Genomic DNA, 12,810 nt, shown 5'->3' with positions numbered 1-12,810 from the left:
GGGGGTTGCCCATGCGCCGCTAGGGTGCGGTGGGTTCGTCCCACCCACTTTGCAGGGCCGCGTCGACCGAGCACACCAGGCCGGTGGGATGGTAGCTGATCTCCACCTGGCCATTCAGTTCGGCAGCCAACAGCGTTTGAATCAGGCGCGAGCCGAATCCTTTGCGCGATGGCTGCTTTACCAACGGCCCGCCGGATTCCTGCCAGCGCAGCGTCAGCCGGGTCGGCGTGCCGGCCTGGAGCGACCACGTGATGGAGACCCGCCCGTTCCCGGTCGAAAGTGCGCCGTATTTGGCGGCGTTCGTGGCGAGCTCATGCAGCGCCAGGGACAGCGATACGACCATCCTCGGCGGAACCTGGATCGGCGGGCCGGAAACGACGAACGTCTCCTGCGAGTAGGGGGAGATCGCCTGGTTGATGATCGCCTTCAACTCCGCCCTTTCCCAGTTACCATGGGTGAGCAGGTCGTGCGCCCGCGCCATCGAAACCAGCCGCGCTTCAAAAGCCTGCACCTCTTCGGCGTCCGTGCTGTCGCTGCGACCGAGCGTCTGCCGGGCAATGGCCAGGACGGTTGCAAGCACGTTCTTGATGCGATGGTTCAGTTCACCGACCAGGACGGTCTGCAGGCGCTCCGCCTCCTTCCGCACGGTTATGTCGTGGGCCAGTTTCGAAGCGCCGACGATGCTGCCATAGGCGTCGTAGATCGGCGAAACGCTGAGCAGGACATCGACGCTTCGACCGTCCTTGTGGAGCCGTTTGGTCTCATATGGCTCGACCTTGAGACCCGCATTGACCTGCCTGAGGATCGCAGGCTCTTCGTCAATCCGGTCTTCGGGAACCAGCGTCATGACGGAGCGGCCGACCATTTCCTCGGCCGAATAGCCGTAGAGCCTTTCGGCCCCGGCATTCCAGGTCGTAATCCTCATCCGGAGATCGATGCCGAGAATGGCGTCGTTGGAGGATGCGATAATGGCCGCAAGGCGACGCTCGACCTCCTGGGCTCGCTTGCGCTCGGTGATGTCGACGATGACGGCGGCCGCCTCGCGAAAATTGCCGCGCTCATCGCGAAGCGCGGAGACCGAACTCGTCACCCAGACAAGACCACCATCCTTGCGCAGATAGCGCTTTTCGATTTCGTAGCTTTCGCCGGTGCTCGCCATCGTCTTGAACAGGCGAGCGCTTTGGGCGACGTCTTCGGGAAACGTGATGTCGTGCATCCGCATCGTCAGCAGTTCGGCTTCGCTATAGCCGACGATTTCGCAGAACCGATTGTTGACCAGGAGGAAGCGGCCCGTCAGGTCCATCTGGCAAATGCCGGCGGCCGACTGCGAGAAAATGGCGCGAAGCCGCTCTTCGTTGGCTTGCAGCGCGCCCTCGAATTTCACGCGTTCCGTCGTTTCATTGACGATGCAGAACACGCCCCGAACCCTCTCTTCTTCGTCCCGGACGGGCGAATAGGAAATATCGAAGTAAGCCGTTTCGGGATAACCGTGTCGCTCGATGTAGAAGGGACGGTCTTTCGCGACCACCGTCTCGCCGCGTTCCAGCACGCGTCGCAGCAGAGGTTCGAGGTCGCTCCAGAGTTCACCCCAGTTTTCGCGCGCCGGGCGCCCCAATGCGCGAGGATGCTTGTCTCCGATGGTCGGCGCATAGGCATCGTTGTAGAGAGCGACGAACTCCTCGCCCCAGAACATCACGATCTGCGCCTGCGCCGGCAACATGATGTCGACCGCAGCCGCCAGGCATGGCGGCCAAGCCTCCATGGGGCCGAGCGGGCTGTCGTCCCAGCGGTAAGACTGGATCAACCGACCCATCTCTCCTGCTGCTGTGAAAGGGGCGCTGCTCTGCAGGGTGAAGTACCTCGCTTGAATGGCCAGAGCACTTCAACCCTTTGAGAAACTTAGGTCAATACGCAAAGTGAAAAGCTTTGCGGGCGCAGCCTGCGCAATACGCCCCTATGGCGCGAGATGTTGCTCCGTCGCAAGCATCTTCTTTGCGCAGGTGGGCGATACGACGGTTAGACCAGAAAGCCGGAAACGCCGTCCCATAGTAGTTTCAGCGCCACCAGAACCAGCAATCCATAGCAGGCGCGATAGACCTGCCGTTGGTCGAGCATGCCCTGGAGCCGCCAGCCGAGCGTAACGCCGCTTGGAATGGCGAGCAGGCAGATCGCCATCAGCACTCCGAGATCGGCGGTTGGCTTCGCCAGCAACAACCACGGCAGGGCCTTGGTTGCATTGCCGACGGTAAAGAAGAGGCTCGTCGTTCCCGCGTAGACCTCCTTGCTGAGACCGAGCGGCAGCAGATACATCGCCAGCGGCGGTCCGCCCGAGTGGGCGACCATCGTGGTTATGCCTGAGGCGAGACCGGCAGAAATCGCCTTCGGGGTCGAGCGTGGGCGTGCCGTGACCTCTGCGCCCCTTGCCAGCCACAGGCCGACGAAAAGCAAGGTGGTTGCCGCCATCACGATCGCGACGGTGCGGTGATCGAGAAAGCGGAACAGCAGATAGCCGAGCCCGATGCCAATCACGAGCCCCGGAAGCAGCAGCGCGAGGTCGGGGCCAGACCAGGTTGCCCGCTTGAAGTAGCGCAACCCATACAGATCCATCGCCACGAAGAGCGGCGCGAGAAGGCCGCCAGCGGTGACCGGGTCCATCACGACCGACAGCAGCGGGATGCCGACTATGGAGAAGCCTCCGCCAAACGCCCCCTTCATGAAGCAGATCAGGAATACCCCGGCAAAGGCGACCAGGATCGTCGGGACGGTCAGTTCCATCGGAGTGCCTCCGCATTCGCGCGCGTTGAACGCGACAGTGGTCGGTTGGTTGAGAAATACAGGCATTGTCTCGTTTCCAGCCCTTGCTCCGGGCGTGCGATGCCGCCAGCCTGAGCGCGCTTCGAAAAGAGCGCTCGGGCCTGCGAAACCGTCGCGGTTCCGGGCGAATGGGATTTGATGAGAATAGAATGTTCCGATATAATTCTCGGTGCAATTGAAACATTGTACTCGGTGCAATAATGTCGAGATCGGAATACCTGAAGCTTGCCGACACGATCGCCGCGGAAATTGCGGTTGGGTCGCTCAGGCCGGGCGACCGCCTGCCGCCGCAGCGTAGCTTTGCTTATGAACGCAAGATTGCCGTATCCACGGCAAGCCGCGTCTATGCCGAGTTGTTGCGCCGCGGTCTCGTCGTCGGCGAAGTGGGCAGGGGCACCTTCATCTCCGGGGAGGCGAGGCGAGGCGTGGCGGCGCTCGCAGAGCCGCGTGGTGTCCGTACCGACTTCGAGTTCAACTACCCGATCTTGCCCAACCAGACAGCGCTTATCGCAAGAAGCCTGGAGGGGTTGGCTGCTCCTGCCTTGCTCGACGTTGCATCGCGCCAGGCGATCAGCATCGGAACGCCGGCGATCAGAAACATTGGAGCAGCGCATCTCTCCAAGGGCGGCTGGTCGCCCAGTCCTGAACACCTCGTTTTCACAGGCAATGGCCGGCAGAGCATTGCTGCGGCTCTCGCGGCTGTCGTTCCGGCGGGTGGTCGCTGCGGTGTCGAGGCTTTGACTTATCCCTTCGTCAAGGGCATTGCCGCTCGGCTCGGAATTGCGCTGGTGCCGCTTTTGATGGACGAAGGCGGGGTGCGCCCCGATTCCGTTGAAAAAGCGCATCGCGAGGCGCATCTATCGGCCATCTACATCCAGCCGGCGGTCCAGAATCCGCTGGGCGCGACGATGAGTGAGGCGCGCCGGGCCGATCTCTTGCGGGTGGTCGAGATGCTTGACCTTCCGGTTATCGAAGACAATGTCTATGGGTTCCTTGACGACGAGCCGCCGCTTGCCGCCCTCGCACCGGATCGCTGCATTGTCGTCGACAGCCTCTCCAAGAAGGTGGCGCCCGGCCTGGCGCTCGGCTTCATCGTGCCGCCCGAGCGGCTACGGAAAAGTGTGATCGCCTCTGTGCGTTCGGGGGGATGGACCGCGACGGGATTTGCCTTTGCGGCGGCCGAGCGGATGATGGCCGATGGCACCGTTGCCGCGCTCATGACGATGAAACGCCTCGATGCGCAGGCGCGGCAGAAGCTGGCCGCCGCTCATCTCCAGGGCTTCGAGGTCAAGGCCAACCCAAAGTGCTACCATCTCTGGCTGACGCTGCCGGCGCATTGGCGTTCGCAGACGTTTGTTGCGGCTGCCGCCAGGCGCGACATTGCATTGACCCCGTCGACGACCTTTGCCATCACGCCGGGCCACGCGCCCAACGCGGTCCGGCTCGCGCTGGCCAGTCCGGCAGTGGATCAGCTCGACATTGGCCTCCGCACGCTGGCAGCGCTGCTGAACTCTCGGGAGGACGATTTCGTCTCGACGGAATGAACGTCGCCGCCGCTGCATATTCGGGCTAGATCGGCGTCAACCCGCCGCTTTTCGCCGGAGGACGAGTTTGGCCTTGAGGTTCTGCACTACTTCCCCGTGCTGGTTGATCGTGCTGCTGAGAACGACGGCGATGCCTCGATCAGGCTTCGAGCGGGAAGGTATGATCTCCACGACCTCGCTTTCCACATGCAGCGTGTCCCCGGGGCGCGTCGGAGCCGGCCAGTTGATTTCTCCGCCTGCGCCAATGAGCCCACCGGCAAATGGCAGGCCCGTCTCGACATTGAGACGCATCGTGATGGCGGCGGTGTGCCATCCGCTTGCAGCCAGACCCCCAAAGAGCGTGTCCTGGGCCTTCGCCTCGTCGATGTGAAACGGCTGCGGGTCGAACTGCAGAGCGAAAGCCTTGATCTGTGCTGCGTCGATCGTGTGGGTCCCGCTTGTAAAGCGTTGGCCCACATAGAGGTCGTCCAGAAAGAGACGACCGGGCGTCGAATTGCTCATAACCTGTCTCCTCTGAGTACACGTCTTTTGACCTGCAGGCTTTCAATGGGCGCCACCCGCATCTGCGCCGCCAAGCTGGATCTTCCGGGTGAAAAGCAGGGCGACGGCGGCGAGCGCCAACACAGTGCCGATCACCGCGAAGGTATCACTGAACCCCAGGATAAGCGCCTGGCGGTGAACCGTCGCGCCGATCACGGCGATCGCCTTGTGTTGTGCAACCGCGACGTCGGATACGCCATGGGTCATGAAGTGCTGGGTCAGATCGCTGATCCGGTCACGGACCTCATCGCGGGAAAGCGTGACGGACTGGCCGATGATGTTAGAATGGAACTGCTCCCGCTTGGTCAACACAGTCGCGAGCGTGGCCGTTCCAACCGCGCCGCCGAGATTGCGCAGCATGTTCGACAGGCCGGAGGCGGCGGCCGCGTCGCCAGGCGCGATGCCGGCGGTCGTGATCACCGTGATCGGCGTCAGCACCAGTGCCTGGCCGATGGCGCGCACGATATTGGGCACGAAGAACTGGTCGCCGGCGCTGTCGAGCGAGAGCGTCGTGTTCATGAAACAGCTCGCTGCGAAGATGCTGATGCCGACGAAGCCGACGTAGCGCGCGTCGAACCGCTTCATCAGTGCCGGCACGAGCGGAATGATGAGGAGCTGCGGCAAGCCGGTCCAGGCCAGCACGAAGCCGATCTGCTCGGCATTGTAGCGCTGCACCTGGCCCAGATACTGCGGCAGGATGTAAACGGTGCCGAACAGCGCCACGCCGACCAGCACGTTGACGAGAACGCCGACACCGAAGTTGCGCTGCTTGAGCAGGCGTAGCTTGACCAGCGGCTTTTCGACCTTTAGCTCGATGATGACGAAGGCGGTCAGAAACACGGCTGCGATCATGGCGAGCTTGACGATGAACGGCGACTGGAACCAGTCGTCCTTATTGCCTTCCTCGAGCACGGTCTGTAGAGCCGAGAGCCCGATCGCCATGGTGACGATGCCGGCCCAGTCGCCCTCTTTGAGCAAGGACAATTGCATCGGCTTCTTCTCGAGCGTGAAGTAGAGCGCAACCACCATGATGATGCTTGGGGGCGTGTTGACGAAGAAGATCGACTGCCAGCCGTAGTTCTCGGTGAGGTAGCCGCCGATCGTCGGGCCGATCGCCGGCGCGAAGGTGACGGACAGGGCGAAGAGTGCCAATCCGAACGGCTGCTGCGTCTTGGGCAACCGGGTCAGGATCATCGTGAAAGCCATGGGGATGAGCACGCCGCCCGCAACGCCTTGCAGACCGCGCAGCACGATCATCGAGCCGAGGTCATGGGCGAAGGCGCAAGCCGCGGAAAAGATCGGGAACAGGATCGCATTTGCCAGGATATAGCGCCGGAACGAGAAGACGCGGCTGAAGTAGTCGGTAAGGGGGATCACCACGATCTCGCCGATCAGGTAGGAGGTCGATATCCAGGCGCCGTTGTCGACGCCGGTGCCGATCCCGCCCTCGATGTCGAGCAGCGAGGCGTTGGTGATCTGGATGTTCAGGATCGCCATGAAGGCACCGATCAGGCCGGCGAGCACTGCGATCCATGCCGTCGTGCTCGCCTTTTCCGATGGCTCCGCAGCGGCTGGCAGCGAACCGGGCGCAACCGTATCAGCAATGGTGGACATAACACCCTCCTGCCTTGTCTATGCGTTCACTTGAACGCACGGCGCTCTAGTAGATCTTTCCCGACTTTGACGCGACCTCGGTCGCCGTCGGGTTGGTGTCGATGGTCGGGTAGACCGACATGCCGGGCCGCAAGGTCACCGATCGTGCGGTCCCGCGGTCGAGCACGATCTTGACCGGGATGCGCTGCACCACCTTGGTGAAGTTGCCCGTCGCATTGTCCGGCGGCAGCAACGCAAATTCCTGGCCGCTCGCCGGCGCGATGCTGTCGACGTGACCCTCGAAGACCTGCCCCGGGAAGGTGTCCACTTCGACCGTCACCTTCTGGCCGGGATAGACGTCGGTGAGCTGGGTCTCCTTGTAGTTGGCGACGATGTAAGCCGCCTCCGTCGGGACGACCGCCATCAGTTGGGTGCCGGCCTGCACATATTGACCGACCCGCAGAGTGCGGTTGCCGATCACGCCATCGATGGGGGCGGCAAGCGCAGTGTAGGAGAGGTTCAGGCGGGCCTGGTCCTGCGCCGCCTTGGCGCTGTCGAGTGCTGCCTTCGCCTGGGCGACCTCGGCCCTGATCACGTCGAGCTGCTTGGTTTCATTGGCAAGTGCCGCCGTGTCACGCGTTACCGCTGCACGGGCGGCCATGATGCGCGAGGCCGCCTGCTGGGCATTCTGGATGGTGCCGAAGCCCTGTCTTGCAAGCTCGGAGTAACGCTTGTCGTCCTGCCCGGCAAAGGTCTGGTCGGCCTTGTCGGCCTCGACGGTCGCCCTTGCCGCGTCGATCGCGGATTGCTGAGCCACCAGGGCCGACTGCTTGTTGGCGATGTTGGCTTCCGCTGCCTCGACCTCGGCCATGGCCCGTTCGAGGCTTACCTTGAAATCGCGGTCGTCGATGCGGGCGAGGATCTGTCCTGCCTTTACCCGCTCGTTGTCGGCCACGAGCACCTCGGCGATATGGCCGGAGACCTTGGGCGCAATCGTCGTGCTGTCAGCCTTCACATAGGCGTCGTCGGTCGACACCTGGAAGCGGCCTGTCGTCCAGTACCCCCACCCGAAATCGGCAGCGGCCGCCACGGCCGCGACGGCCACGGAGGCGAAGAGCAGGCCGCGCAGCCACCGCTTTGCAGGCATGTTCGAGGCCGGAGTCACGGCAGGCAAGATCGCAGGCAGTTCCTCGGGGAGCCGAATGGTCGGCATTGTCTCCGCAGTAGGCGAGGGGTTTTCGATGATGGCGATTGGCGTGTGCTGGTTCATGGCCGGTTCCTTTCCCCGGTGTGGCGGGGCGGTCTAAAACGCCCGTCGCCAAATTAGGAAAACTATTGTTTTCTAAAATGCGCGCGAGGATCCAAATTGTCAATCGAATTTGGAAAGCAGTTGTATTCCTTAATGCCAAGGTCGCAATCGAGCGCCCGCGACGGGGCTTGCGACACGAGGTGACCCAAGCTGGATCACCACCAGAAAGCCCTAGCCGCTGTCCTGCTGCTGCGCGATCCCAGGCCGCAGAACCAGGGCGGGCTTCCGCCCCAGGTGACGCTCGCGAGCTTCCTGCATCTTCTTTTGACGATGACATCGCATAAACGGAGAGGCCGGCCCCCTGCGGGGCCAGCCTTGCCATTCACGCCGAAGCGATTGCGGATGTTCGCTGGTCCGGGCCGGGATCACTTCGCCGGGTTGGGGCCGATCGTCTTGCCGTGGCTGACGCGTTCGTCGCCCTTGTGAACCATGGTGACGGCGTAGTCGATGCCCATGCCGTAGGCGCCGGAATGCTCCTTCACCAGCGAAGTGACGGCATTGTAGGTTTCCTTGCGGGCCCAGTCGCGCTGCCATTCGAGCAGGACCTGCTGCCAGGTCACCGGGATGACGCCGGCCTGGACCATGCGGTCCATGGCGTATTTGTGCGCATCGGCCGAGGTGCCGCCGGAGGCGTCGGCGACCATGTAGATCTCGTAGTCCGGGACGTCATGGAGAGCGGAGAGCGCGAAGGTGGTGTTGCAGACTTCGGTCCACAGCCCGGAGACGACGATTTTCTTGCGGCCGTTGGCGGCATTCCTGGCGAGCGCGTCGCGGACGTTCTGATCGTCCCAGGAGTTCATCGAGGTGCGTTCGAGAATGTCGTTTTCCGGGAAGACGGCGAGCAGTTCGGGATAGGTGTGGCCGGAGAAGGACTCGGTTTCGACGGTGGTGATGGTCGTTGGAATGTTGAAGACCTTTGCGGCCTTGGCGAGACCGACGACGTTGTTCTTCAGCACCTGCCGATCGATCGACTGAACGCCGAAGGCCATCTGCGGCTGCTGGTCGATGAAGATCAGCTGGCTGTTTGCGGGGGTCAGGACTTCGAGTTTGCTGGACATGGGCTTTCTCCTCTTTGAGCTGGTTGGCAAGCGGGGCGTCGGTGCCCGGCCTTGGCCGGTCTGGGGTGAACTGGTTTGGTGAGAACAGGTGTAGCCGACCGGGTTGCGCTGCTGAATTGCAATAATGATTTCGATTGAATTGCGGATAATGAAATAATTGGTGATGACTCGCGGGTTTGTGTATCCGCCACGGTCAAGGCGGCAGCCGGCGGGGCGTGGGGATGCCGGCGACCCGATCCGTCGTGTGCGGCCAAGCGGATGCCGCGTGCGGTTGTTCGAAAGAGGCGCGTCGGGTTGCGCGCCATACCCGGCGTCGCGCACCGTCAAAACGCAGTGCTTCTGCGCCTTTTCCGATGTATACTTCAGGACAAGCGGGGAAAATGGAGGTAAGCCAATGAATAGGCTAACGATCATTGCCTTGTCCATGGCGTCGGCGCTGACCAGCGTTTCGCCAGCCATGGCATTTCCCACAGCAGCGGACGTCCCGAAGATCGAAACGACGCAAGCGCAACTGGTTCAGTACAGACGATACGGTGGCGGTTACCGCGGCGGTTACCGCGGTGGTTACCGAGGTGGTTACGGTGGCGGTTACCATCACGGGCACCACAACGGTGGCGACGACGATTGGGCCTGGGCGCTCGGCGGACTGGCCCTCGGTACGATCATCGGTGGAGCGCTGGCGCAGCCCTATTATGGCTCGGGCTACTACGATCAGGGCTATTATAACCAAGGCTATTACGGCCGCCCGACCTACTATCGCCCGCGTTACTATGCGCCACGCTATTACCGGCAGACCTATTATGGCGGCAACGCGCATACGAGCTGGTGCTATGCCCGCTACCGGTCCTACAGGGCTTACGACGACACGTTCCAGCCCTATTACGGTCCGCGGCAGATTTGCATCTCGCCCTACTGACGGGTCAAAGGCCTTCGAGCGAAGGCCAATATTTGACGAACATAGGCCTATATCCTAGATCTACACCCAACGTCAGGTTTAGGTGGGTGCCATTTGTCGTCCCTCATGCAGATTGGAGAACTGTCGGAACGTGCAGGCGTCAGCCACCGCACGATCCACTATTACGAGCGCCTCGGGCTGGTGAAGCCAGCCGAGCGTGAGGGCACGGGCTATCGCTACTATGACGAAGTGGCCGTCAAGCGGCTGGAAAAGATCGCCGCACTCAAGCGACTCGGCCTGCGCCTCGACGAAATCGCCGCCGTCATCGACCTCTATTTCGAGGATGCAAACGGCATCAAGGGCAAGGAAAGGGTACTGGAAATCCTGGAGGCCCAGCTCGTCAACGCCGATGCCCAGCTTGATGAACTCACTGCATTCAAACGCGACCTGGAATCCAACATTACCCGTATGCAAGAGCTGATCGCGCAAGCGAGGCGGACCTAGAGCAAGGCCGGCGGGGACAATTGCGTCCACGATCTACACTTAACGTCAAGTTACATATTGCCTCACCCGGTCTCCAAGCCAACCGAAGGAGTTTTGACATGCCTCGCATACGCCCCCTCATTGCGCTCGCTGCTCTCGGTCTCGTCTTCTCGCCAACCACGGCCAGCATTGCGCTTGCGGAAACTCAGAAGGGAACGTCCATGAAATCGGCAACGCTTTCGGCGCAGTCCGTGGCGACCGTCATCAGAACAGTCATGCCGGTTGGCTACGATGAGGTCGCTCGACGCCCTGCCACTCTGGACGGTCAGGGCGCCGAGCTTGTGCGCTATGAGCGAACGGATGGCCGCAACGCGGCGCTTGGTGGCGAGCATTTCAGCACCGTCATCGCCGCGGATGGCCGGCTCAAGGGGTTCGCTCGCATCGACCTTGCTCTGGTTGGCGGTCAACTGCCGACGCGCGAGGAGACGCAGGCGATCGCCATCGATTTCCTGCGCGACGCGGCACCTGATCTCCTGCCGGTGCTGAAGATCAGCTGGATCGACCCCTATGACGAGCCGCTGCGGGTCGCCCGCAATGGGCGCACGGAAGATCTGACCCTGACGGGCATGAAAGTCAAAATGCGGAATACGGCCGATGGCCTCTGGATGTGGGTCATCGTCGGCGCGGACCGCAAGGTCATGGTGTTCGAGCGCGATATCAACTGGATCACATTCCCGGGCCATCGCGGCACGGAAAAGTGGCTTCACGACTCGTGGCTCGTCGAAAACGGACACGATGTTGACCGAGGCTGACCGTCGTCCTCCGATCGGCCGGGACGCCGCCTCTATGCGCTCGCGACCAAGATGCCGGCTGACGACCTCATCCTCCAGTTAAGAGCGCGAAACCGGTCTCTGATGACGATCTTTCCGTGTGTGATGTCCGCGCGGATACCACTTCGGATTTCTTCCGAAAGAATCCTTGCAAGGCGGCGCGAACCGTTTTTGGCGCGGTACAGCCGATCCGATGCCGCTTCGAGGGCCGCTGTTCAAGTTCGATCTGCCGACGTAGTGTCCGCGCATTGATTTCTAAGGCAGGACGGAATGACGACGATCACGATGAACGAAGCGCTCGACCGTGCCGGCACGGGACCCTATCAGTACCGCTTGATTGGCATCTTCGGTTTGGTCTGGGCGGCTGATGCCATGCAGGTTCTTGCCGTTGGTTTCACGGCAGCCTCCATCGCCGCGACGTTCGGTCTGACGCTTCCGCAGGCACTGCAGACCGGTACCCTGTTCTTTCTCGGCATGCTGATCGGAGCGGTTGGTTTTGGTCGGCTTGCCGATCGCATCGGTCGGCGGCGGGTGCTGATTGTCACCGTGGCCTGCGATGCCATCTTCGGCATGCTATCGATCTTCGCACCCAGCTTCGGCGTCCTTTTGTTCCTGCGGTTCCTCACGGGTGCTGCAGTCGGCGGTACCCTGCCGGTCGACTACGCCATGATGTCGGAGTTCCTGCCCGCCCGAAGCCGCGGTCGCTGGCTCGTCATGCTCGAAGGGTTCTGGGCCGTGGGAACGTTGATCGTGGCGGTGGCGGCATGGCTCGTCGCGCTCGCGGAACTCACGGACGCATGGCGCTATATTTTCGCGATCACGGCCATCCCGGCGGTGCTCGGCCTCGGCCTGCGCTTCCTCGTTCCGGAGTCGCCGCTCTATCTGCTTCGTGCGGGCAAGGCTGCCGAGGCAAAAGCCATCGTCAACCAGATGCTCGTCACCAATCGTCACCCTCAGCTCGAAACGACCGTATCGATCGCACTTCCTGCGGCCTCACCGGGTGCCGGCATCTTCTCTGGGGATCTGCGCCGCCGCAGTCTTCTGATCTTGGCCGTGTGGTTCCTCGTTTCGGTATCCTACTACGGCGTCTTCACCTGGATGCCGCCGCGGCTCGCGGGAGAAGGCTTCGGCTTCGTCCGCGGTTATGGTTTTCTCGTTCTGATCGCTTTGGCGCAAATCCCAGGCTACGCGCTCGCCGCCTATGGCGTCGAGACATGGGGACGCCGGCCGACGCTGGTCGGCTTTTGTCTTCTCTCCGCCTTGAGCTGCCTGCTTTTCGTCGTGGCAGATGGGGCGACGATCATCGCAGCGTCGCTGCTCATCATGAGTTTTGCGCTGCTCGGCACCTGGGGCGCGCTCTACGCCTATACGCCGGAGCTCTATCCAACGGAGTCTCGAGCAACCGGAATGGGTGCGGCGGGCGGCATGGCGCGCCTCGGCGGTCTGCTCGCTCCTTCCTTGATCGGCATCCTGGTGACCCAGAGCTTCGGGCTTGCAATCGGCACCTTTGCCGGTTTGTTGCTGGTGGCTGCGATCGCGGCCTGCCTGATCGATGCGGAAACCCGGCTTGCATCGCTGGCGTGAGGTCACGGACGAATACGCCCATTGCTCCCGGTGAAAAGGGCACTAATCACAGAGGTGCGGAAATGGCAGATCTGCCAAGGTGTTGGGACACGATCGGCCTGTGCACAACCGGTGGATAGAATGCGGACAACTCGGGGAGCAATGACGTCGGGCTTTCTGA

Annotated in this window: 11 protein-coding genes; 5 read left to right on the top strand and 6 right to left on the bottom strand. The window is 62.2% G+C overall.

Annotated features, from left to right (window positions below; all coding sequences use genetic code 11):
- Nucleotides 1-19: 19 nt before the first annotated feature.
- A complete protein-coding gene (locus ACN9MO_RS27295; protein WP_057251273.1) occupies nt 20-1,813 on the bottom strand; it encodes a PAS domain-containing sensor histidine kinase in 1,794 nt (597 codons plus the stop codon).
- 203 nt (nt 1,814-2,016) lie between these two features.
- Entirely contained in the window at nt 2,017-2,775 is a 759-nt protein-coding gene (locus ACN9MO_RS27290; protein ID WP_057251285.1) for a sulfite exporter TauE/SafE family protein, read from the bottom strand.
- Nucleotides 2,776-3,014: 239 nt separating this feature from the next.
- Here ACN9MO_RS27290 and ACN9MO_RS27285 point away from each other — a divergent pair, with 239 nt between their 5' ends.
- Entirely contained in the window at nt 3,015-4,358 is a 1,344-nt protein-coding gene (locus ACN9MO_RS27285; protein WP_113133324.1) for a PLP-dependent aminotransferase family protein, read from the top strand.
- A gap of 36 nt (nt 4,359-4,394) precedes the next feature.
- Here the strand turns inward: ACN9MO_RS27285 and ACN9MO_RS27280 are convergent, their stop codons facing one another.
- From ACN9MO_RS27280 to ACN9MO_RS27265, 4 genes are all read right to left on the bottom strand, one after another.
- Complete coding sequence (locus ACN9MO_RS27280; RefSeq protein WP_113133325.1) at nt 4,395-4,859, bottom strand: MaoC family dehydratase; 465 nt, start codon at nt 4,857-4,859, stop codon at nt 4,395-4,397.
- 42 nt (nt 4,860-4,901) lie between these two features.
- Nucleotides 4,902-6,512 carry a DHA2 family efflux MFS transporter permease subunit gene (locus ACN9MO_RS27275; protein WP_113133326.1) on the bottom strand — a complete coding sequence of 537 codons (1,611 nt, stop codon included), beginning with the start codon at nt 6,510-6,512 and terminating at the stop codon, nt 4,902-4,904.
- A 46-nt stretch (nt 6,513-6,558) separates the two neighbouring features.
- The gene (locus ACN9MO_RS27270; protein ID WP_113133327.1) at nt 6,559-7,761 is read right to left on the bottom strand and encodes an HlyD family secretion protein; all 1,203 of its coding nucleotides are present in this window, start codon (nt 7,759-7,761) and stop codon (nt 6,559-6,561) included.
- A 404-nt stretch (nt 7,762-8,165) separates the two neighbouring features.
- Nucleotides 8,166-8,858, bottom strand: a complete 693-nt coding sequence (locus ACN9MO_RS27265; protein WP_425987161.1) for a hydrolase — start codon at nt 8,856-8,858, stop codon at nt 8,166-8,168.
- Nucleotides 8,859-9,252: 394 nt separating this feature from the next.
- Between ACN9MO_RS27265 and ACN9MO_RS27260 the strand changes: the two genes are divergently transcribed.
- The 4 genes from ACN9MO_RS27260 to ACN9MO_RS27245 all read left to right on the top strand — a co-directional run bounded on the left by ACN9MO_RS27260 (nt 9,253) and on the right by ACN9MO_RS27245 (nt 12,650).
- Entirely contained in the window at nt 9,253-9,774 is a 522-nt protein-coding gene (locus ACN9MO_RS27260) for a BA14K family protein (RefSeq protein ID WP_113132530.1), read from the top strand.
- Nucleotides 9,775-9,867: 93 nt separating this feature from the next.
- Nucleotides 9,868-10,257 carry a MerR family transcriptional regulator gene (locus ACN9MO_RS27255; protein ID WP_200964214.1) on the top strand — a complete coding sequence of 130 codons (390 nt, stop codon included), beginning with the start codon at nt 9,868-9,870 and terminating at the stop codon, nt 10,255-10,257.
- Between the two features lie 98 nt (nt 10,258-10,355).
- The gene (locus ACN9MO_RS27250; protein WP_200964215.1) at nt 10,356-11,048 is read left to right on the top strand and encodes a hypothetical protein; all 693 of its coding nucleotides are present in this window, start codon (nt 10,356-10,358) and stop codon (nt 11,046-11,048) included.
- Nucleotides 11,049-11,336: 288 nt separating this feature from the next.
- The gene (locus ACN9MO_RS27245) at nt 11,337-12,650 is read left to right on the top strand and encodes an MFS transporter (protein WP_112996514.1); all 1,314 of its coding nucleotides are present in this window, start codon (nt 11,337-11,339) and stop codon (nt 12,648-12,650) included.
- Nucleotides 12,651-12,810 lie beyond the last annotated feature (160 nt).

This window comes from Ensifer sp. R-19, from assembly GCF_049905105.1.
GTDB lineage: Bacteria > Pseudomonadota > Alphaproteobacteria > Rhizobiales > Rhizobiaceae > Ensifer.
Note: the sequence above shows the minus strand (reverse complement) of the source record. Positions and strands in the feature narration are given on the sequence as shown.